The organism is Mesorhizobium sp. M0139 (assembly GCF_040322455.1).
Classification (GTDB): Bacteria; Pseudomonadota; Alphaproteobacteria; order Rhizobiales; family Rhizobiaceae; genus Mesorhizobium.
The window spans coordinates 24,763-44,695 of sequence record NZ_JAMYTN010000020.1; the positions used below are offsets into that span (position 1 = coordinate 24,763).

At 64.0% G+C, this 19,933-nt stretch carries 18 protein-coding genes and 1 pseudogene; 12 read left to right on the forward strand and 7 right to left on the reverse strand.

What is annotated here, in order from left to right; genetic code table 11:
- Nucleotides 1-150: 150 nt before the first annotated feature.
- From NKJ58_RS27110 to NKJ58_RS27120, 3 genes are all read left to right on the forward strand, one after another.
- A complete protein-coding gene (locus tag NKJ58_RS27110) occupies nucleotides 151-990 on the forward strand; it encodes a carbohydrate ABC transporter permease (RefSeq protein WP_352518585.1) in 840 nt (279 codons plus the stop codon).
- Nucleotides 991-1,240: 250 nt separating this feature from the next.
- Nucleotides 1,241-2,302 carry a Gfo/Idh/MocA family protein gene (locus tag NKJ58_RS27115; protein ID WP_023745183.1) on the forward strand — a complete coding sequence of 354 codons (1,062 nt, stop codon included), beginning with the start codon at nucleotides 1,241-1,243 and terminating at the stop codon, nucleotides 2,300-2,302.
- Between the two features lie 30 nt (nucleotides 2,303-2,332).
- On the forward strand, nucleotides 2,333-3,331 hold the full coding sequence (locus NKJ58_RS27120) for an ABC transporter ATP-binding protein (protein ID WP_023668840.1): 999 nt from the start codon (nucleotides 2,333-2,335) through the stop codon (nucleotides 3,329-3,331).
- 22 nt (nucleotides 3,332-3,353) lie between these two features.
- Here NKJ58_RS27120 and NKJ58_RS27125 read toward each other — a convergent pair whose 3' ends face one another.
- The 5 genes from NKJ58_RS27125 to NKJ58_RS27145 are packed head-to-tail and all read right to left on the reverse strand — an operon-like array spanning nucleotide 3,354 to nucleotide 8,209.
- The gene (locus tag NKJ58_RS27125; RefSeq protein ID WP_352518584.1) at nucleotides 3,354-4,247 is read right to left on the reverse strand and encodes an ROK family protein; all 894 of its coding nucleotides are present in this window, start codon (nucleotides 4,245-4,247) and stop codon (nucleotides 3,354-3,356) included.
- Nucleotides 4,244-5,047 (reverse strand): alpha/beta fold hydrolase, encoded by an 804-nt coding sequence (locus NKJ58_RS27130; RefSeq protein WP_023715544.1) that lies wholly within the window; start codon nucleotides 5,045-5,047, stop codon nucleotides 4,244-4,246. Before NKJ58_RS27130 ends, NKJ58_RS27125 begins: the two co-directional genes overlap by 4 nt.
- A complete protein-coding gene (locus tag NKJ58_RS27135; RefSeq protein ID WP_023668837.1) occupies nucleotides 5,044-5,880 on the reverse strand; it encodes a sugar phosphate isomerase/epimerase family protein in 837 nt (278 codons plus the stop codon). Before NKJ58_RS27135 ends, NKJ58_RS27130 begins: the two co-directional genes overlap by 4 nt.
- Entirely contained in the window at nucleotides 5,880-6,959 is a 1,080-nt protein-coding gene (locus NKJ58_RS27140) for a Gfo/Idh/MocA family protein (protein WP_023668836.1), read from the reverse strand. The genes NKJ58_RS27135 and NKJ58_RS27140 overlap by 1 nt, the downstream gene beginning before the upstream one ends.
- Nucleotides 6,960-6,973: 14 nt before the next feature.
- The gene (locus NKJ58_RS27145; protein WP_352518583.1) at nucleotides 6,974-8,209 is read right to left on the reverse strand and encodes an ROK family transcriptional regulator; all 1,236 of its coding nucleotides are present in this window, start codon (nucleotides 8,207-8,209) and stop codon (nucleotides 6,974-6,976) included.
- Between the two features lie 138 nt (nucleotides 8,210-8,347).
- On the opposite strand from NKJ58_RS27145, the pseudogene NKJ58_RS27150 reads away from it, so the two are divergent.
- A pseudogene (locus NKJ58_RS27150) lies at nucleotides 8,348-8,527 on the forward strand (ATP-binding cassette domain-containing protein); the annotation flags it as partial.
- Nucleotides 8,528-8,604: 77 nt separating this feature from the next.
- Here NKJ58_RS27150 and NKJ58_RS27155 read toward each other — a convergent pair.
- Nucleotides 8,605-10,407, reverse strand: coding sequence for a dipeptide ABC transporter ATP-binding protein (locus NKJ58_RS27155; RefSeq protein WP_352518582.1), 1,803 nt, complete (start codon nucleotides 10,405-10,407; stop codon nucleotides 8,605-8,607).
- A gap of 191 nt (nucleotides 10,408-10,598) precedes the next feature.
- Between NKJ58_RS27155 and NKJ58_RS27160 the strand changes: the two genes are divergently transcribed.
- The 8 genes from NKJ58_RS27160 (at nucleotide 10,599) to NKJ58_RS27195 (ending at nucleotide 19,090) form a co-directional block, all read left to right on the forward strand.
- A complete protein-coding gene (locus NKJ58_RS27160) occupies nucleotides 10,599-11,957 on the forward strand; it encodes an LLM class flavin-dependent oxidoreductase (protein WP_023819494.1) in 1,359 nt (452 codons plus the stop codon).
- A 15-nt stretch (nucleotides 11,958-11,972) separates the two neighbouring features.
- Nucleotides 11,973-12,749 (forward strand): DUF427 domain-containing protein, encoded by a 777-nt coding sequence (locus NKJ58_RS27165; protein ID WP_023715545.1) that lies wholly within the window; start codon nucleotides 11,973-11,975, stop codon nucleotides 12,747-12,749.
- A gap of 35 nt (nucleotides 12,750-12,784) precedes the next feature.
- The gene (locus tag NKJ58_RS27170) at nucleotides 12,785-14,428 is read left to right on the forward strand and encodes an ABC transporter substrate-binding protein (RefSeq protein ID WP_023738076.1); all 1,644 of its coding nucleotides are present in this window, start codon (nucleotides 12,785-12,787) and stop codon (nucleotides 14,426-14,428) included.
- Between the two features lie 37 nt (nucleotides 14,429-14,465).
- On the forward strand, nucleotides 14,466-15,425 hold the full coding sequence (locus NKJ58_RS27175) for an ABC transporter permease (protein WP_031196280.1): 960 nt from the start codon (nucleotides 14,466-14,468) through the stop codon (nucleotides 15,423-15,425).
- Entirely contained in the window at nucleotides 15,422-16,303 is an 882-nt protein-coding gene (locus NKJ58_RS27180; protein ID WP_023707792.1) for an ABC transporter permease, read from the forward strand. The genes NKJ58_RS27175 and NKJ58_RS27180 overlap by 4 nt, the downstream gene beginning before the upstream one ends.
- A 100-nt stretch (nucleotides 16,304-16,403) precedes the next feature.
- On the forward strand, nucleotides 16,404-16,889 hold the full coding sequence (locus NKJ58_RS27185) for a hypothetical protein (RefSeq protein WP_023694218.1): 486 nt from the start codon (nucleotides 16,404-16,406) through the stop codon (nucleotides 16,887-16,889).
- Nucleotides 16,890-17,054: 165 nt separating this feature from the next.
- Nucleotides 17,055-18,494 carry an aldehyde dehydrogenase family protein gene (locus NKJ58_RS27190; RefSeq protein WP_023684246.1) on the forward strand — a complete coding sequence of 480 codons (1,440 nt, stop codon included), beginning with the start codon at nucleotides 17,055-17,057 and terminating at the stop codon, nucleotides 18,492-18,494.
- A gap of 14 nt (nucleotides 18,495-18,508) precedes the next feature.
- Nucleotides 18,509-19,090 (forward strand): DUF1349 domain-containing protein, encoded by a 582-nt coding sequence (locus tag NKJ58_RS27195; RefSeq protein ID WP_023755594.1) that lies wholly within the window; start codon nucleotides 18,509-18,511, stop codon nucleotides 19,088-19,090.
- Between the two features lie 9 nt (nucleotides 19,091-19,099).
- Here NKJ58_RS27195 and NKJ58_RS27200 read toward each other — a convergent pair whose 3' ends face one another.
- Nucleotides 19,100-19,879, reverse strand: coding sequence for a helix-turn-helix transcriptional regulator (locus tag NKJ58_RS27200; RefSeq protein ID WP_023806175.1), 780 nt, complete (start codon nucleotides 19,877-19,879; stop codon nucleotides 19,100-19,102).
- Between the last annotated feature and the right edge of the window lie 54 nt (nucleotides 19,880-19,933).

Below are 19,933 nucleotides of genomic sequence, written 5' to 3' on the forward strand. Positions count from 1 at the left end.
ATCGTCGCTTTCGCCAATCACCAGCGTTGCAAGGTGGACGGCAAGGTCAACGCTGCCAATCTCTCCCCTTGAGGGGGAGATGTCCGGCAGGACAGAGGGGGGTGCCTTGGTGCCGACCTCAACAGTCATCGCTCGTCAGGAGACCTTCCAATGAGCACCGCCACCCGTTCGCTGCCCCGCACCATCGGCGCCCACGCGATCCTGTTGACCTACACGGCGATCGCGCTGTTTCCGGTGATCCTGGTCATCATGAACTCGTTCAAATCGCGCGCCGGCATCTTCAGCGAGCCGCTGACGCCGCCGACGCCAAAAACCTTCGACCTGATCGGCTACACCACGGTGATCGGCCAGGGCGACTTCATCCATTATTTCCGGAACAGCCTGGTCGTCACCGTCGCCTCGCTGTTCTTCGTGCTTCTGTTCGGCGCGATGGCGGCGTTCGCGCTCTCGGAATACCGCTTCCGCGGCAACACGCTGATGGGGCTTTACCTCGCGCTCGGCATCATGATCCCGATCCGGCTCGGCACCGTCGCCATCCTGCAATTGATGGTGGCGAGCGGGCTGGTCAACACGCTGACGGCGCTGATCCTGGTCTACACCGCGCAGGGGCTGCCGCTGGCCGTCTTCATCCTGTCGGAATTCATGAAGCAGGTGTCCGACGATCTGAAGAATGCCGGCCGCATCGACGGCCTGTCGGAATACACCATCTTCTTCCGGCTGGTGCTGCCGCTGGTGCGGCCCTCGATGGCGACGGTCGCCGTCTTCACCATGATCCCGATCTGGAACGATCTGTGGTTCCCGCTGATCCTGGCGCCGTCGGAAGAGACCAAGACGGTGACGCTCGGCGCGCAGCTTTTCCTCGGCCAGTTCGTCACCAACTGGAACGCCATCCTGGCGGCACTCTCGCTGGCGATCATGCCTGTGCTGACCCTCTACGTCATCTTCTCGCGGCAGCTGATCCGCGGCATCACATCCGGAGCCGTCAAGTGAGCGGAGCCCTACAAATCTCTGCTGGAGCCTTCACCCCACCCGGCGCTGCGCGCCGACCTCCCCATCAAGGGGAGGTAAAAGGTCGTGGCTTCATTCACGACCGCCAAAGGGCGACTTTCGGAGAAGCTTCTTTGGCAGTGAGGGTGTTCGCGCCAACGTCCTACCTCCCCTCGATGGGGAGGTCGGCGCGAAGCGCCGGGTGGGGTGACACCCTCTCAGAAGGAACAACTGGAACATCTGGAGTAGTTAGGTGACCTCTAAATCGCCCCTTCGCGTCGTCGTCGCAGGCCTCGGTAATATGGGGCGTAGCCATGCGCTGGCCTACCACACTAATCCGGGCTTCGAGATCGCGGCCCTGATCAACCGCTCCGACGTGCCGTTACCGGACGGGCTGTCGGGCTATGGCATCAGGCGCTCCTTCGACGACGCGTTGCGCGATGAAAAGCCGGACGTCGCCTGCATCGCCACCTATTCCGACAGCCATGCCGACTATGCGGTGAAGGCATTCGAGGCGGGCTGCCATGTCTTTGTCGAAAAGCCGCTGGCAACGACGGTCGCCGACGCCAAGCGCGTCGTCGCGGCGGCCAAGGCCAACGGCCGAAAATTGGTGATCGGCTACATCCTGCGCCACCACCCCTCCTGGGTCAGGCTGATCGCCGAGGCGCGCAAGCTCGGCGGCCCTTACGTGTTTCGCATGAACCTCAACCAGCAATCGTCAGGCCCGACCTGGCAGACGCATAAGCAACTGATGCAGACGACCTCGCCGATCGTCGATTGCGGCGTGCACTATCTCGACGTGATGCTGCAGATCACCGACGCCAGGCCGGTCGAGGTGCGCGGCATGGGGCTGCGGCTGACCGAGGAAATCGCGCCGACCATGTACAATTACGGCCATCTGCAGGTGCTGTTCGACGACGGCTCGGTCGGCTGGTACGAAGCGGCCTGGGGACCGATGATTTCGGAAACGGCGTTCTTCGTGAAGGACGTGATGTCGCCCAATGGCTGCGTGTCGATCGTCATGAAGGAAGGTGTGAGGTCGGACGACATCGACACCCACACCAAGACCTCGACCATCCGCCTGCACAGTGCGGCGACCGGCGCGGACGGCAAGTTCGCCAGGCCGGACGAGATGCTGTCCATGGACGGCGAACCCGGCCACCAGGACCTCTGCGATCTCGAACAGGCCTTCGTGCTGAAGGCGATCCGGGAAGACATCGACCTGACCCGCCACATGGACGACGCGGTGAAATCGCTCGCCGTCTGCCTTGCCGCCGATGAGAGCGTGCGCAGCGGCGCCCCAGTTAAGCTCTAGTAGGGCAAACTCTAGAACAAGGACGAAGCCGTGGGCTCGCTGGTAATCGAGAATGTGAAGAAGGCCTTCGGGCCGGTCGAGGTGCTGAAAGGCATCAACCTCGAAGTGACCGACGGCGAATTCGTCGTCTTCGTCGGCCCATCTGGCTGCGGCAAGTCAACCTTGCTCAGGGTCATCGCCGGGCTGGAGGATTCGACCTCCGGCAGGGTGGTGATCGACGGCGCCGATGTCTCGGCCACGCCCCCGGCAAAACGCGGTATTGCCATGGTGTTCCAGACGTACGCGCTCTACCCGCATCTGACGGTGAAGAACAATATGGGCCTCGGCCTCAAGCAGGCCGGCACGCCCGCCCCGGAGATCGAACGCCGCATCGGCGTCGCCTCGTCGATGCTGTCGCTGGAACCGTATCTCGAGCGGCGGCCGGCGGAACTGTCGGGCGGCCAGCGCCAGCGCGTCGCCATCGGCCGCGCCGTGGTGCGTGAGCCAAAACTGTTTCTCTTCGACGAGCCCTTGTCGAACCTCGATGCAGCGCTTCGCGTCAACACGCGACTGGAGATCGCTCAGCTGCATCGCCGGCTGAAGGCAACGATGATCTACGTCACCCATGATCAGGTCGAGGCGATGACGCTGGCCGACAAGATCGTCGTGCTCAACGCCGGCCAGATCGAGCAGATCGGCGGCCCGATGGAGCTTTACAATTCGCCGGCAAACGAGTTCGTCGCCGGCTTTATCGGCTCGCCGAAGATGAATTTCATCGACGGCGCCAGATTGGGCGAGACGGCCAAGACGATCGGCGTGCGGCCGGAGCATCTGACCGTGGATCCAAGGTCCGGCGCCTGGAAGGGAACGGTGGTGCATGCCGAACATCTCGGCGCCGACACCAACCTCTATCTCGACTGCGAAAAGGCCGGGCTGATCACGGTGCGCATTTTCGGTGTCTACGACGCGGAGCCGGGCGCGACGCTGTATGCGACGCCCGAGCCGGGGAAGACTTATCGATTCGGGGCGGACGGCAAGACGATCAAGTAATCCGCTGCGGGCAGTACCGCGATCATACCGTACCGAGCAGCACCGCGCCGTGGATCGCCGCCTGCCAGCCCAGGGCCGCCCAGCGTATGTCCAGAGGCTCTACAACAAGCGAATGCGGCAGGCTGTCCGCGATGCGCTGCTTGAGCGTCTGGCGGGGATAGGACTTCATGTCGACAATGCCGCCACCGATCAGGATCGCCTGCGGGGAAAACAAAGCGGCTGCCGTTGCGATGGTCACCGCCTGCTGCCAGACGATCTCATCGAGCCATTCGCGCAGCGATGGCGGCTGCCCGGCCGCCGAAAACAGATCGGCCACCGGGATATCGTAGTCTGTCGCGAGTTCGACAAGCGTTGCCCCTGAGGCGTAGGTCTCGACCCGGTTTGGCGGTCCGCTTTCGTCAGGCCGGTAGATCGGCATATGGCCGATTTCCAGCGCCCAGCCGCCGCCCCTGAAAATGCCGTCCTTGCCGAGATAGGCCGCACCGATGCCGGTGCCGAGATAGACCGCCAGCACCTCCTTTTGCCGCTTCACCGCGCCGGCAACGCTTTCGCCCAGCAATTGCAGCACGACGTCGCGTTCGAGCCGCACGGGAACGCGGAGCCGCGATGCCAGTTCCGTACCCAGCCGGATACCGTTCAGTTCGGGAATGTTGGCCGTGTGCAGCACCGTGTCGAAGTCGCGGTCGATGAACCCAGGCACCGTCGCAACGACCCGTGCAGGTTTGAGCCCGGCATCGCGGCAGGCTGCGGTGACCGCATCGGCCAACCCCGCCACAGGCGCGCCCTTGCGCAGTTGCGCGGTCGGGTAGGTGCGGGCGAAATCCACCGGGATGCCGTGGTCGGCAAAGCCAACTTTGACCGACGTGCCGCCGATCTCGACCACGGCGATGGTCTCATCCGTCGTTTTGTCGGTCATGCGAGCGGTTCCAGGAATTCCGAAAGACAGGCGCGGAATTCCAGCCGGTAGGCGGCGCGATCCTGCGATTTGGCTGTGATGGTGCAAAGCCGGGCCGACGGAATGAGTCCGGCCAGCGTCTGTGCGTCCTCCAGTCGATGGACGAGGTCATGGTCATGGCCGATGACAAGAGTCGGCACCGCGATAGCGCGGATGTCCGCCTCGCTCACGCCGGGACCATCGCCGGCGATCGCCGAAAGCAGCCTGCCGAACAGAACCGGGTCCGGGCGAGTGAAGAAGCCTTGCAGGCTGCCGAGATTGTCCGGCGCCAATCTGGCCAGTTCGCCGGCAACAGCGCTGTCATCGAACAGACGCCTGGCGTCTTGGGGCGAATGCCGCATCAAGAGATCGCCGACCACGGCATAGGGCCTCATATTGGCCGGTGCAGCCTGGGATACCCACGCAGGCCGGGCGAGCACCAGCGCCCGCACCCGCGCCGGCCTGTGCACCGCCAGGCGAAGCGCCAGCGCCGCGCCCATCGAGATGCCGCCGACGACGGCCGGGCCGAGGCCGAGATCGTCGGCCAGTGCATCGACGTCCTCGGCAAACGTCGCGATCGAAAGCTGCTCGACAGGCCCGTAGCCGGATCCGCCCTGGCCACGGCATTCGAGCGTCACGCGCCGCGTCACCGGCAGATCGGGAAACACGTCGGCCACCTGCGCCTCATCGCCGCCCAGCCCATGCTGGAAGATGACGGGAAGGCCCGTGCCGACCTCCCGGTAGGCAAGGTCGACGCCATCTCGGCTGAAGGTCTTTTTCACGTGTCGTCGCTCGCTTCCAGGACATTGCGCAGGAACGCGCCGACGCCGGGCGCCTCGGCCTCTGTCAGGCCATGCGTGATCAGGGGGCCGTCGAACCCGGCGGCTCTTAGGCAGCCGATGAAATGCGGGAAATCGACGACGCCCTGTCCGGCGGCGGCAAAACTGCCATCGGCATTGCGGTCCTTGGCATGGGCCATGCCGATCTCCGCAGCCAGCAGATCGACGGCCTCGTCGATCAGGCGGTGACGCTCCGCGCTGTCCGCCACTTCGAATAGATTGGCCGGGTCGAGCACAATGCGCAGCCGCGCGCTGTTCATCTCGTCGAGCAGCCGGCGAGCGGCCCGCGCGCTGGAGACGACATTGGCCAGTTCCGGTTCGATGCCGAGCTCGATGTCGAAGCGCTCGGCAATCGCGATCGCCGCTTCCATCTCCGTCCGCAGATCGCTCCATGCCGCCTCGCTTGCATTGTCGGGATGCCAGCGCCACGGATCCTGTGCATCCCTTGTGCCGGTGCACAGCGTGATCAGGCGCGTGCCCATGTCAGCGCATGACGCAGCCAGCACCTCCAGCCGAGCAAGACCTGACACACGAACCGAGCGATCCGGGTGGATCATATTGTAGGTTCCAGACACGGCCGCGATCGAAACGCCGGCCTCGCCGCTCGCCTTAGCGACGGACCGGGCCGCGCCGAGCTCAATGCTGTCCGGCATCGACGGCAGTCCAAGGCACGCCATGTTGAACTGCGCCGCCGTGTAGCCGCCGTCCGCGACCGCGCGCAGCACCGGCAAGGCGCCGGTGGTGGCGAAGGTCTTGGCGAAAATCCCAAGCTGCATCACACGACCCCGTCGACATCGGCCAGACGGACGGCGCGGCCGCCGGCAGCGGCCGAGCGGGCGATGGCCGCCATGCCCCTGACCGAGGCGATGCCGTCCTCGATGCTGGCGCCGATCATGGGCGCGCCATTCAGCACGACATCGGCAAAGCCTTCGAGCTGCCGGCGATAGAAGTGGCCATCCGCGCCAAGCGTGCGATGCCAACTGCCATCGGCCTCGCGGAAAATGTCGACCTCGCTGCTCTTGTAGTACCAGGGGTTATACGTCTTCGCGAGAACGCTGCCGTTCTGGCCATAGATCTGGAACCCTTCGTGCCAGTCCATGCGCACGGCGACCGTCAGGTCGAGATGGCCGATCGTGCCGTCGGCGAAGATGGTGGTGATGAACCAGCAATAGGCGCCATAGCGCTCGGTGAGCCGGGCCTCGACCGCCTCGATCGGCCTGTGCAGATGGCGCGCCGTATCGAGGAGATGGCTGCCATGCGCCAGCATGTAGTATTGGCGCAGATCCGCCTTGGGATTGACGGCAGGCTTGCGCGCCTTGGCGCTGGTGATGATCAGCGGTTGCACCGCATCGGTCATCGGGTAGCGGTGGGTGCTGTCGCAGTACCAGCCCTTGAACGCCAGCCGCTCGCCCATTTCGTCGTCGACGAAAGCCTTGGCCGCCTGGATGCCGGGATCGAAGCGCTTCATATGGCCGACCTGAAGCACCTTGCCGCTCTTGTCGAGCGTGGCCCGCAAGCCTTCGACCTCCTCGACCGAAACGCCCAGCGGCTTTTCGCAAAGCACATGCTTGCCGGCATCGAGCGCCAGTTCCGCGGCCTTGACGTGAAAAATGTCCGATGTCGCGATGATGACGGCATCGAGATCGGGATCGGCCAGCATCAGTCCGTAGTCGGCATAGGATTTTTCAGGCGCGTAGGTCGCCGCCATCCTGTCGCGCAGATCGTCGGCGACATCGCAGATGGCATAGAGATCGGTATTGCGTGCCTTGGTGCAGGATTCGAAATGCGCCGCCTGGGCAATCGGACCGCAGCCGAGCACGCCGACACGCAGCCGCTTTTCGTCTTTGCGAGGCATGGAATCTCTCCTGATTAGCGCGCGGCGAGGCCGCGAAGTTGAAATTGCGGATCGCCCGACAAAGCTGCCTGATGCAGCAGACAGGCAGCGCCCAATGCCGGACCGTCGGCCCCGACGCGCGACAGTTCGACCGTAGGAACGGGGTAACCTTCAGCCAGGAACTCCAGCAAGAAAGCTTCCACCTGCTCGGCGACAAAGGGATAGACAGCATTGACGGAGCCGGAGAGGATGATGCGCTCCGGCTGCAAGGTGCAGGCAAGTGTCGCCAGGCCGCGGCCGAACCAGAGCGCCCAGTCGCGCGCGGTGGCAACGGCTGCCGGATCGCCGGCGGCCAGCGCTGCGACAAACTCATCCACGCCGGCGCGCAGTCCGCTTATGTGCAAATAGCGAGCCAGTAAAGCATCCTTGCCGACATAGGATTCCAGTCGGCCCGGGCGCTTCGCGTCGAAGACAAAACCTTCGTCGCCGATGCGCAGATGCCCGATTTCGCCGGCGCCGCCGAGCCGGCCGCGATGCAGCCTGCCGGCATTGATGATGCCGCCGCCAACGCCGTTCTCGATCAGGATGACCAGAGCATCCTCATGGTCCTTGCCCGGCTGCGCCCGGTATGTCTCGGCCACCGCCACGGCATTGGCATCGTTTTCCAAGAGGATTGGAAAGTCCGCGCCAAAGGCAGTGCGCAAAAGCTCCGCCAGATTGACCCCGTGCCAGCCAAGGATGGTGGCATGGTATGAAATCCCGTCGGCGGCGGGGAAGCCGGGCACGGCGACATTGAGCCCGTAGGGGCGCGTGCCCGCAGGCAATTGTGAGCGGATCTCGGCGACGAGTTCCCCGATGATGTCGACCGCGGCTTCGGGCGTGCTACCGGGGCCGGCAAATGCCCTAGAGGCGCTCGCACGCCGCGCGCCGGCAAGGTCGACAGTCACGACTGCGATCCAGTTGACGCCGATATAAGCGCCAAGGAAGAAGCCGCCATTGCCGTCGATCTCGACCAGGATACCGGGACGGCCGACCCGACCCTCGCTATCCTGCTCGTCATCCGCTCCATCCGACCGCTCGCGCGCCAGACCGGCTTCCGTCAGCCCCAGCACCAGGGCGCCGGTGGTCGACCGGGTCAGGCCGAGATCGCGTGCGAGCGCTGCCCGGCTCGACGCGCCGGCACGAAACAGCGCCGCAAGTGCCCGCGTTTCGTTCGGCCGAAGATCGGTCGACACCAGCACGTCGTTCTCCACAATTTGTTTGCTCGACATACTAATAGAATTTCTAGGCGGTTTGAAAGAACTAGGTTGGGTGCATTGCAATAAATCTTCAGCATCTCCAAGCCCATTGACCCAAGTTTCAAACGATGATTTGTATCAGAAACTTACAAATTGGCATGGGAAGATGCGATGACGGTTCTAGCGCGTCTCGAACATATCGTGAAGGATTTCGGTGCCGTTCGCGCGCTGGACAATGTCTCGCTCGACATCAATGAGGGCCAGGTTCTCGGCCTGACGGGCGACAATGGCGCCGGCAAATCGACGCTGGTCAAAACCATCGCCGGAAATTTCCAGCCGACGTCAGGCGCCTCCCAAGCCTGTCCTCCGGCCGCATCGGCCGGGGGACATCTCCTCGAAAGAAGGCTTGTCAGTTGCCCGCTTCGCAATCAGAGACTGCTTGCGTCTCTCCAGCAGGCGATCAGATGACCGTCGCCGGCCTGCCTGACGGGTGGTTGCGCCTTTCGGCAATCGGGCAGCGCGACAGGACAGCGGGCGGCAAAGGAGCATCCGGAGGTCTCGGCATCGTGTGCCGCGACGTGGAGCTGAGCCGGAGCCCTCGGCGCCGTCTCATCCGAGGACGCGGCCAGAAGCAGCTTCGTGTAGGGGTGGTTGGGGCCACGGAAAATCTGCTCGGATGACCCCGTCTCGACCAGCCGGCCGCGATAGAGCACGCCGATCCTGTCGGCCATATAGCGCACCACCCTGAGGTCGTGGCTGATGAACAGATAGGTGGTGTCCTTGTCGCGCTGCAGGTCGTTGAGCAAATTGAGCACGGTCGCCTGCACGGAAACGTCGAGCGCAGAGGTCGGCTCGTCCAACACCACGAGCTTCGGCACGCCGGCAAAGGCGCGCGCAATCGCCGCCCGTTGGCGCTGGCCACCAGACAGCGATCTCGGCTTCTGGTCCACGGTCGTAGCGGCAAGACGAACCGAGGCCAGGAGATCGGCGACACGCTGCTTCACCTCGCTGCGGCCAAAGCCGGCGAGCCGCCGCAGCGGACGGCCGAGGATCCTGCCGATCCGCTGGCGCGGATTGAGCGTGCGGTCGGGTGACTGGAACACCATCTGCACGTCGCGCCGTTCGCTCAGGCTTCTTTTCTCGACGCGCGGCGCGACAGTGCTGCCGAACAGCTCGACCGACCCAGCGTCCGGCGTCTGCAGGCCGGCCACGATCCTGGCCAATGTCGACTTGCCGGAGCCGGATTCGCCGATCAGCCCGAATGTCTCGCCCTGGGCTATCTCCAGGCCGATATCGTGCAGGACGGGCTGGGGGCCGAAGGCGTGGCTGACGCCTTTGCAGGCGACGGCGATCGGACGCGCGGCTTCCGGTTGATCGCTGCGGACAGGCTTCGACGGGCCGGTTGTGTGCATCTCAGCCAGCCTGCCGTCGCGCTTGGTAAAGTTGAGCGCCGGGATCGAGGCGATCAGCGCCTTGGTGTAGGCATGAACAGGGTTTTCGAAGACATCGTTGGCGACGCCGCTTTCGACGACTGTTCCCGACTGCATCACGGCCACCCGGTCGCAGGCGCGGCGGACCATGTTGATGTCGTGGCTGATCAGCAAGACGCTGGTTTTGTGGTCGCGGCGCAAATCCTGCAGGATGGCGATGATCTCGGACTGGACGCTGGCGTCGAGCGCCGTCGTCGGCTCGTCCAGCACCAGCAGCGACGGGTCGAGCGCAATCGCGATGGCAATGTTGGCGCGCTGCTGCATGCCGCCGGAGAGTTCATGCGGGTAGAGGTCGAGCACTCGTTCCGGATTGCTCACCCTGACGCGGCCAAGCAGCTCGGCGGCGCGGGTGCGTGCTTCGTCCTGCCGAACCGGGCGATGCCGCATGATCGTTTCGGTGATCTGCCGGCCGATCGTCATGGCCGGATTGAGTGCGGCGCCCGGATGCTGGTAGACGGCGGCGATGCGGTCACCCCTTAGCCGGCGAAGCTGCTCGCTGGAAAGATCGCGGATCTCGCGGCCCTGGAATTCGAGCGCCGACGCGGCGATCCGGGCGTTACTCGGCAGATAGCGCAGAATAGCGAGAGCCACCGAGCTCTTGCCCGATCCGGACTCGCCGACAAGGCCGAGCGCTTCGCCTTCGCCGATGGCGAGCGACACGCCGTTGACGGCCGGATGCGATCCCCGGCGTCCATCATAGGCGACGGTGAGCTGCTCGACGTTCAGAACCGATGACGACATGTCTTGCTGAAACCACTTTCTTTCGGCGCGGTCTTCGAGGGCAATCGCTTCCGCTTTCGCGCCGCACAATCTCTATAAAATTACTCGAATTAAGCTGGAGCGCAATCTACCTTTCACCGCTCAGGAGAGATTGTCGCAGCCGGTCGAGGCATCGCGACGGTCGCCTGAAGCAGTTCTGCAAGGAGACCGGCATGGCACGCGACCACATGATCCTCAGCGCGTTTTTCTTCAATCCGCAGGGCGATCATCGCATGTCGTGGCGCCATCCGCGCGCGCCGGGCCGCGAAGTGCTCGACTTCGACTTCTACCGCGATCTCGTCCAGTCTGCCGAGCGCGCCAGGATCGATACGATCTTCGTCGCCGACCATGTCGCGATCTGGGATTCCGTACAGAGCGGCGTAGCCCATTACGCCAATGCCCGCTTGGAACCGCTGACGCTGTTGTCGGCGCTTGCCGGCGTGACCAGGCATATCGGCCTCATCACCACCGCCTCAAGCTCCTACAGCGAGCCCTACAATGTCGCCCGCATGTTTGCCTCGCTCGACCATATCAGCAAGGGCAGGGCGTCTTGGAATGTGGTGACGTCGGCCATGGACGAGGAGGCCCGCAATTTCGGCCGCGACGGCAATATCGAGCACGCCTTTCGCTATGAGCGCGCCACCGAATTCCTCGATATCGTCAAGGCACTGTGGGACAGCTGGGAAGACGAAGCTCTGCTTATCGACAAGGCATCGGGCTATTTCGCCGATCCCGACAAGGTCCATGCGATCAACCACAAGGGCCCGCACTTCAAGGTGCGCGGACCGCTCAATGTCTCGCGCCCGCCGCAGGGCCATCCGCTGATCGTCCAGGCCGGCTCGTCCGAAGACGGCAAGAATTTCGCTACCGCGCACGCCGATGCGCACTTTGCCATCTACAGCACCAAGGAAGACGGCACCAAATATAGGCAGGACATCGACGAGCGCCTCGCCCGTTATGGCCGCAAGCCCGAGAGCTTCAAGATTCTGCCGGGCATCCTGCCGATCGTCGCAGCTTCCGAAGCGGAGGGACGCGAGCGGCAGGACTATCTGCAGAGCTTGCTTCCCGATCGGGTCGGCATCGACCTTCTCTCGAGCTGGAGCGGCGTCGATCTCTCCGTATATCCGCCGGACGGCCCGCTGCCGCCGCTGCCGGACGAGAGCACCTTCAATGGCGGCCGCACCTCGCTCAATCGCGTCAAGGAATGGTCGAAGCAGAACCTCACTCTGCGCGAGATCGCTCGCAAGCTCGCCAACAGCGGTTCGGTGCCGACCGTCGTCGGCACGCCCAACCAGATCGCCGATCAGCTGCAGGACTGGTTCGAGGCAGGTGCCGCCGACGGCTTCAACCTGATGTTCCCGCTGCTCCCGGAGGATTGGGTGAATTTTGCCGAGCAGGTCGTGCCGGAACTGCAGCGCCGCGGCGTATTCCCCACCGAATATGCGCCGGGGACGCTGCGTGACCGTTTCGGCCTGGCTCGGCCGGCCAACCGCTTCGCCGAACAGCGCGACAATGTGCGCGCCGTATCCTGACTTGGGGCAACTGATATGACCGCAGCGCCAAAACTTCAGCCCCGCGAAGCCACGGCTCCGCAGCTCATCAATGTTCTGCACAGCCCCAAGCGCATTCGGGTCAAATTCGCCGGCCGCACCATCGCCGACAGCCGCAACGTCCTGGTGCTACGCTCCAACCATTTTCTGCCGATCTATTTCTTCCCGGCCTCCTCGGTGGACCGCTCGCTCTTGAAGCCGTCCGAGCATCGCCAGCCGCATCCAGTCGGCGGCGAAACCACCTATTGGGACCTGGAGACGGGATCGAAAGCTTCTCCCAATGCGGCCTGGTCGCTTGTCGCGCCGCCGGATGAAAGCCTGTCGCCACTGGCCGGCCGCATCGCCTTCACCTGGAAAGCGGTCGACCAATGGTTCGAGGAGGAGGAAGAAGTCTTCGTCCACGCCCGCGATCCATACGCACGCATCGATGTGCTGCAGAGTTCAAGCCACGTCCAGATCTGGTTCGACGGCGAACTGATCGCCGACAGCCATCGCCCGGTGCTTCTGTTCGAAACGCATCTGCCGACGCGTTTCTATTTGCACCCGGACGATGTCAGGCTCGACCGGCTGACCGCTTCGGACAGCACGACGCGCTGTCCCTACAAGGGCATCGCCTCCTACTGGTCGGGCCGGCGCGCCGACGGCTCGGTAAGCCCCGATGTCGCCTGGAGCTACCGCGATCCCATTGCCGAAATGCCCAAGATCAGGGGCCTCATCGCCTTTTACCCGCAAGCCGTCGACCGCATCCATCTCGACGGCGAACCAGTCGCTTAAGCCATTCAACAGTCATTTCAGACAGGGGTTTCAAAATGACCAAACGCAACGACATCGATACGCTTCGCAATCTGTCCGGCGACATCTGGAACGTCGCCGTCGATGAGCACCAGGCCGGCTTCCTCAAGCGCCGCGATCTGCTGAAATACGCAGCCTTGATCGGCCTCACCGGCTTTGCCGCCTCGCAGGGACTTGCTGGTTTCGGCACGGCGCGCGCTGCCGGCGCCGGCGGCACGGTCCGCGTTGGGCTCGGACAGCCGACCAAGGCGATCGATCCCGTCTCCATCACCGATCCGGCCAGCATCGGCGTCATCAGCCAGGTCGGCGAATATCTCATCCTCGACGATCCCAAGGACGGTCTGCAGCCCAAGCTCGCTCTGTCGTGGGAGGCCGACGAGACCGCCAGCCGCTGGACCTTCAAATTGCGGCCGGGCGTGAAATTCCACGACGGCCGCACCGTCACCGCCAAGGATGTGGTGGCGAGCTTCGAGCGGCTGGTCGATCCGGCCAGCGGTTCGTCCGCTTTGTCGGCCTATAAGGGCATCCTGTCCAAGGGCGGCGCCAAGGTCGTCGACGACCAGACAGTCGCCTTCGACCTCGACGGGCCCAACAGCAACTTCCCCTTTTATGTCTCCTCCGACGTCTACAATGCCGTCATCCTGCCGGCCGACTATGCCGGCGATTTCGAGAAGAATTTCAACGGCACCGGCCCGTTCAAGCTCGAATCCTTCCGCCCCAAGCAGGGCGCCAGCTTCGTGCGCAACCCTGACTATTGGGGCGACAAGGCGCTGCCCGACCGCGTCGAAATCAAGTTCTTCGACGACGAGCAGGCGCAGGTGCTGGCGCTGCAGGCCGGCCAGCTCGACGTCATCCCGAGCACGACCCGGCTGGAATTGGCGATCGAGGGCAATCCCAACTTCAAGCTGCTCAGCGTCCAGGCAAGTTCGCATGACGAGGTGCATCTGAGGACCGACCAGGCGCCGTTCACCGACAAGCGCATCCGCCGCGCCTTGGCGCTCACCATCGACCGCGAGGCGGTGGTCAAGGGCTTGCTCAAGGGCCGCGCCATCGTCGGCAACGACACCCCGTTCGCGCCGATCTTCCCCTCGGCCGATCCGTCGGTACCGCAGCGCAAGCAGGACATCGCCGAGGCCAAGCGCCTGCTTGGCGAGGCCGGCGTGCCGAACGGCTTCCCGGTGACGCTGACCACCGAGCGCGCCTATGACATTCCCGATTATGCCGTGCTGATCCAGAATTTTGCCAAGAAGGCCGGCATCGACATCAAGCTCAACGTGCTGCCGCAGGACGCCTATTATGGCTCGGCGAAGTTCGGCTCGTCGCCATGGCTCGATTCCAATCTCGGCATTACCGATTTTGGCCATCGCGGCACGCCCGACATCTTCCTCAACGCGACGCTGAAGAGTTCGGGCGCCTGGAACGCCGCGCATTTCAACAACCCGGCCTATGACGGGCTGCTGCTCGAATACGGCAAGGCCCGCGACCTTCAGGCGCAACGCCTTGCCGCGGGCAAGATCCAGACCTTGCTGCTGGACGAGACGCCGCTGATCATCAGCTACTTCTCGCAATACAGCCGCATCGTCTCGTCGAAGGTCGAGGGCGTCCGCTTCACGGCAATCTCGCATCTGCTGCTCGATCGCGTGACGTTCGCCCAGGCATGATTGCGAGACGTCCAGCCACTCCGGGCACCAAAATCCGATGCTGACCGGCCGCACTGTGTCGGTGCGGGCAGCCTCGCTTCTGCTCACGCTGTGGCTGGTCAGCATGCTGGTGTTCTTCGCCGGGCAGGTTCTGCCCGGCGATGTCGCCCGCCTCATGCTCGGGCCGTTCGCCGATGCCGAGGCCGTCGCGGCGCTGAACAGGCAGCTCGGCGCCGACCAGCCGGTGCTCGTGCAATACTGGCACTGGTTCAGCAGCGTGCTGTCAGGCGACTTCGGCACCTCCCTGTCGTTGCGTTTGCCGGTGGCGCCCTTCGTTCTGGAAAGCCTCAAGCGCTCGGCGGCCCTTGCCGGAATTATCCTCGTCTTTCTGTTGCCGCTGGGCATCGGCGCCGGCATCGTCGCCGGTCTCAACCAGGGCCGCTTTGTCGACCGCCTGATCGTACTCGCCGGCGTGTCCTTCGGCATCGTCCCGGACTTCGTCTCCGGCCTGCTGTTGCTCATCGTCTTCGGCCTGTGGCTGAACTGGTTCCCGATCACCGGCGCTGCTCCCGATGGCGCCGGGCTGTGGGTCAGTGGCTATTATCTGATCCTGCCGGCGCTGCCGCTGGTGCTGAACCTTGCCGGCTACATCGCCCGCATGACGCGGGCCGGTGTGATCGAGGCGCTGGCCGCCGACTATACGCGCACCGCCGTCCTGAAAGGCCTTGAGCGTCGCGAAATCCTCATCCGGCACGTGCTGCGTAATGCGCTGACGCCGACCATCGCCGTGCTGGCGACGCAGACCGGTTACATGCTTGGCGGGCTGGTGGTGATCGAAGCGCTGTTCGGCATACAGGGTCTCGGCAATCTGGTGCTCAACGCCGCCAAGTCGCGTGACTTCCCGATGCTCGAAGCCGGCGTGCTGGTCATGGCGACCATCTTCGTGCTGTCGGCCGCGGCAGGCGATCTCGTGAATGCCTTGCTCGATCCGCGGCAGCGCCGCCGTGTTTCGCCATGATGGAACTGATGGAATTGCCGGAGCGCCGTACGCTGGGCTGGCGGGCAGCAAGTCGCATCCGCGAGACTGTTTCGCAGCTGCCGCCCTCGGTGATCGTTGGATCGCTGATCCTGCTGTTCTGGGTCGGCTGCGCCGTGTTAGGCAGCCTGTTTGTGCCCTACGATCCCTATGCCGAGGATTTCCTCGTCATGCTGGCGCCGCCTGATGCCGCGCACTGGTTCGGCACCGACCAACTTGGCCGCGACGTGCTGTCGCGCATCGTCGTCGGCTCGCGTGACATCCTGCTGGTCGCGCCGGCAGCAACACTGCTCGGCGTTGCCGCCGGCAGCGTGCTTGGCCTCGTGCTCGGCTATTTCGACGGGCTGATCGACGCCATCGGCGCCAGGCTGCTCGACACGCTGATGGCCTTTCCCTTCATCGTCCTCGTCACCATGGCGCTGGTCGCGCTTGGGCCATCGAACCTCACCGTCATCCTTGTGATCGGCATCGCCTATGCCCCGCTGGTGGCACGGACGGTGCGTGCCGCCGTGCGCGAGCAGCGCGAACGCGACTATGTCAGCGCCGCTCGTCTCGGCGGCGAGAGCGCTCTTTCCATCATGTTCCTCGAGATCCTGCCTAATGTCAGGGAAACCATCCTCATCGAGCTGGTCACAAGGCTTGGCTACGCCTTCTTTTCGATCGCCACGCTGAGCTTCCTCGGCCTCGGCATCCAGCCTCCCTCAGCCGATTGGGGACTGGCGGTCGCCGACGGCTACGGCTTCCTGACCGGCGGCAAATGGTGGGTGGTGATCTTCAACTCCGCAGCCATCGTTTCGCTTGTCATGGCAACCAATCTGATCGCGCAAGGCATGGGGGCCTTCGAAAACAGCGACCGGTGAAGAGCGGAACGCTCAGCAAAGCTGACGCGCAATCGCGGACCGTGCGCTAAAATCGTTCCTCGTGATTCGGCTCTGACAGGGCCTCAAAGCAAGGAACGGCATGAGCAAGGCCCTCATTACATTCGCATTGGTCGCGGTGCTCACCGCATTGCTCATGGCGCTCAGCCTGGCGGTCGCCAGGCACGGCTATCCCTATGGCGCGATCGGGGTGAGGCGGCTGGACGGCATCGCCGATGCCGGGTCGTTCCTGCCGCTCGCCGCCGTCTATTTTTTCGGCGCCATGCTGATGATGATCCTGCCGATCCGCGCCGCCGGCATCGTCTTGACCCATGCTGCGGATGCGCTGTTCTGGGCGGTGATTGCCCTGTTCGCCACAATTGTCGGCTGTCTCGTCGCCCGCTGGGCTTTCGGCCAGAGCAGCGTGCTGTGGGCGCTCCTGAACTGGCGTTTCCTGTTCGCCGCGGCCATCGTTGGCAGCCATTTCACCATGAACGAGCTGCGCCGCAACATCCTGCTCAGGAGCTTGTTCTTCGTCATCTTCGCCGCGGCGACGCTGGCTTGCCTGTTCTGGACTTTTCCGACCTGACAGGGCCGCTTCATATTGTCCATCTTGAGGTCGCGGCTTTCATAGCCGCGCGCCATCGGCTATCCAGTCCGCAGCTAGATTTCAGCCCTCACAGTGTCGTCATTTGTCTGATAAATGATTCAGGCATACGGCACCCCCAGCGAACCAATACAAGGAAACCGCGACATGAGCCTGTTTCGTAAAAATCTGATCGATGGCGAGTGGGTGGGCGAGGCCGGCTCGCGCAACATCAATCCCTCGAACACGGGCGATGTCGTTGGCGAATATGCCTCGGCCGGCGCCGAGCAGGCAAAGCAGGCCATCGCGGCGGCCAAAGCCGCCTTCCCGGCCTGGTCGCGTTCGGCGCCGCTGGTGCGCCACGCCGTGCTGAAAAAGGCGTCGGACGAGATCATGGCGCGCAAGGACGAGATCGGCCGCGCGCTGTCGCGCGAAGAGGGCAAGACGCTGGCCGAGGGCATTGGCGAGACCATCCGCGCCGCCCAGATCTTCGACTTCTTCGCCGGCGAGACGCTGCGCCTGTCGGGTGAATTGGTGCCCAGCGTGCGCCCGGGCGTCGGCGTCGAGATCACCCGCGAAGCCGTCGGCGTGGTAGGCATCATCACCCCGTGGAATTTCCCGATCGCCATCCCCACCTGGAAGATCGCGCCGGCGTTGGCCCACGGCAACACCATCGTCTTCAAGCCGGCCGAATTGGTGCCGGAGAGCGCCTGGACCATCGTCGACATCCTGCACCGCGCCGGCCTGCCGAAAGGCGTGCTCAATTTGGTCATGGGCAAGGGCTCGGTGGTCGGCCAGGCCATGCTTGACAGCCCCGACCTCAACGCCATCACCTTCACCGGCTCGGTCGGCACCGGCAAACGCGTCGCCGCCGCAAGCGTCGAGCATATGCGCAAGTTCCAGCTCGAAATGGGCGGCAAGAACCCGATGGTCGTGCTTGATGACGCCGACCTCGCCACGGCGGTCGAATGCGCCATCAACGGCGCCTATTTCTCGACCGGCCAGCGTTGCACGGCCTCTTCTCGCCTGGTGGTGACCGAGGGCATTCACGACCGCTTCGTCGCCGCGCTCAAGGAGCGCCTGGAAAAGCTCGTCATCGGCGATGCGCTCGACACCAAGACCCAGATAGGACCGGTCGTCGATGCGAGCCAGCTCAAGCAGGACGAGGATTACATCGCCATCGGCAGCAAGGAAGGCGCCAACCTCGCTTTCGGCGGCGAGCGGCTCGATCGCGAAACGCCCGGCTTCTACCTCAGGCCGGCACTGTTCACCGAGAGCACCAACGCCATGCGCATTTCGCGCGAAGAAATCTTCGGGCCGGTCGCCAATGTCATCCGTGTCAAGGATTATGACGAGGCGCTGGCGGTTGCCAATGACACCCCCTTCGGCCTGACGTCCGGCATCTGCACCTCGAGCCTCAAGCATGCCACGCATTTCCGGCGCAACTCCGAAGCCGGCATGGTGATGGTCAATCTGCCGACGGCGGGCGTCGATTTCCACGTCCCGTTCGGTGGTCGCAAGGGCTCGAGCTACGGCCCGCGCGAGCAGGGCCGCTATGCCGCGGAGTTCTACACCACGGTAAAGACGGCCTATACATTTGCCGGCTGATCGCGGGGGAACCGATGACGGCGGCGAAAGAGGACCTGACCTGGCTCAACCCGCCGCCGCATCATGTTGTCGGCGACGACACGGTGCATGTGCGCACCGGCAAGGAAACCGACTTCTGGCGCGAAACCTTTTACGGTTTCTGGCGTGACAATGGCCATTTCCTGTATCGGCCGGTCGAGGGTGACTTCAGCGCCGAAGTCACCGTCAAGGGCGACTACAAGGTGCTCTACGACCAGGCCGGGCTGATGCTGCGGCTGAGCGAAACGCACTGGATCAAGGCCGGCATCGAATACACCGACGGGCTGGCGTATTTCTCTGTCGTCGTCACCAACGACACCTCCGATTGGTCCCTTGTAGCCATCGCGGCCGGCCCCGACGGCGTCCGCATCCGCCTGACCCGCCACGCCGAGGCGATCCGCGTCCAGTATCTGGACTCCACCGATAGTCACTGGAAGCCGGTGCGGCTGGCCTATTTCCCGGTCTCGAAATCCGTCGATGTCGGCATGATGTGCTGCTCGCCGCAGCGCGAGGGTTTCGAAGTCACCTTTTCGGGCTTTACGGTCGGCCCGCCGATTTCCAGGCAGTTGCACGACTGAGGGCGATACCTAGCCGTCCGCGCGGTGCTGGAAGAACTGTAAAAACAGTTCTCTTTCGGTGGTGATGTCGAGCTTCTCATAGATGCGGCGGCGGTGGTTCTTCACCGTGCCAACGGTGATGCCGAGCCGCTCGGCGATGTTGGCGGTCGGGTGACCCGCGAGGATCAGCTGCACCAGTTCGCGCTCGCGCAAGGAAAGCTCCGGCCACAGGCTCGCAGGAATAGTCGGCTCTTGCCGGGGCGAGGCGCCGGGGCCGGTCGGCGCCGATGTGCGGGAGAATTCCGTCCCCCGCGCCTCAATGTCGAGTGCATGCAGCGCCTCGAACACCGGCAGCCGCTCGTCCAGCAGGGCGATCTCGCTCTCCTTGAAGGTGGAGGTCGAGCGGTCGAGGAAGATGCCGAGGCACCAGTCGCCGCCATCGGCCAGCATGATGCCGACCTCGTCGCAGATTTCCGACTGCGCCAGGAAGCCCGCTATGTACTGGCCGCGCTTGGCCTCGTCGTCGGCAAGCCGCTTCAGCGGCAGGATGCCCAGCCGGCGTTCACGCCGCCACGAGGCATAGAACGGGTCGAAGACGTAGTAATTGTCGAGATAGCGCCGGACCATCTCGTCGGAGAAGCGCCGGTGCTTGATGAATTCCGGCGTCTGCGTCGCCGAATATCGGGTCACGGTGACGAGATCGTGCTCGATATCGGCGCCGATCAGGTCGATCAGGCAGTCGACATGCCTGTCCGTACCGGTGGCGGCAATCGCCCTGGCGAGCGGCCCCCAGATATTGCCCATGCGCATGCCCTTTTCTCGGCGATCCCGGTCCGGCGGACATTGTGTCTTTTGGCATATGGC

Excerpts from the sequence above, each read along its gene's own strand:
- NKJ58_RS27110 (WP_352518585.1), top strand. The coding sequence starts at position 151 with ATGAGCACCGCCACCCGTTCGCTGCCCCGCACCATCGGCGCCCACGCG.
- NKJ58_RS27125 (WP_352518584.1), bottom strand. The coding sequence starts at position 4,247 with ATGACCGACAAAACGACGGATGAGACCATCGCCGTGGTCGAGATCGGC.
- NKJ58_RS27135 (WP_023668837.1), bottom strand. The coding sequence starts at position 5,880 with ATGCAGCTTGGGATTTTCGCCAAGACCTTCGCCACCACCGGCGCCTTG.
- NKJ58_RS27140 (WP_023668836.1), bottom strand. The coding sequence starts at position 6,959 with ATGCCTCGCAAAGACGAAAAGCGGCTGCGTGTCGGCGTGCTCGGCTGC.
- NKJ58_RS27145 (WP_352518583.1), bottom strand. The coding sequence starts at position 8,209 with ATGTCGAGCAAACAAATTGTGGAGAACGACGTGCTGGTGTCGACCGAT.
- NKJ58_RS27155 (WP_352518582.1), bottom strand. The coding sequence starts at position 10,407 with ATGTCGTCATCGGTTCTGAACGTCGAGCAGCTCACCGTCGCCTATGAT.
- NKJ58_RS27160 (WP_023819494.1), top strand. The coding sequence starts at position 10,599 with ATGGCACGCGACCACATGATCCTCAGCGCGTTTTTCTTCAATCCGCAG.
- NKJ58_RS27165 (WP_023715545.1), top strand. The coding sequence starts at position 11,973 with ATGACCGCAGCGCCAAAACTTCAGCCCCGCGAAGCCACGGCTCCGCAG.
- NKJ58_RS27170 (WP_023738076.1), top strand. The coding sequence starts at position 12,785 with ATGACCAAACGCAACGACATCGATACGCTTCGCAATCTGTCCGGCGAC.
- NKJ58_RS27175 (WP_031196280.1), top strand. The coding sequence starts at position 14,466 with ATGCTGACCGGCCGCACTGTGTCGGTGCGGGCAGCCTCGCTTCTGCTC.
- NKJ58_RS27180 (WP_023707792.1), top strand. The coding sequence starts at position 15,422 with ATGATGGAACTGATGGAATTGCCGGAGCGCCGTACGCTGGGCTGGCGG.
- NKJ58_RS27185 (WP_023694218.1), top strand. The coding sequence starts at position 16,404 with ATGAGCAAGGCCCTCATTACATTCGCATTGGTCGCGGTGCTCACCGCA.
- NKJ58_RS27190 (WP_023684246.1), top strand. The coding sequence starts at position 17,055 with ATGAGCCTGTTTCGTAAAAATCTGATCGATGGCGAGTGGGTGGGCGAG.
- NKJ58_RS27195 (WP_023755594.1), top strand. The coding sequence starts at position 18,509 with ATGACGGCGGCGAAAGAGGACCTGACCTGGCTCAACCCGCCGCCGCAT.
- NKJ58_RS27200 (WP_023806175.1), bottom strand. The coding sequence starts at position 19,879 with ATGCGCATGGGCAATATCTGGGGGCCGCTCGCCAGGGCGATTGCCGCC.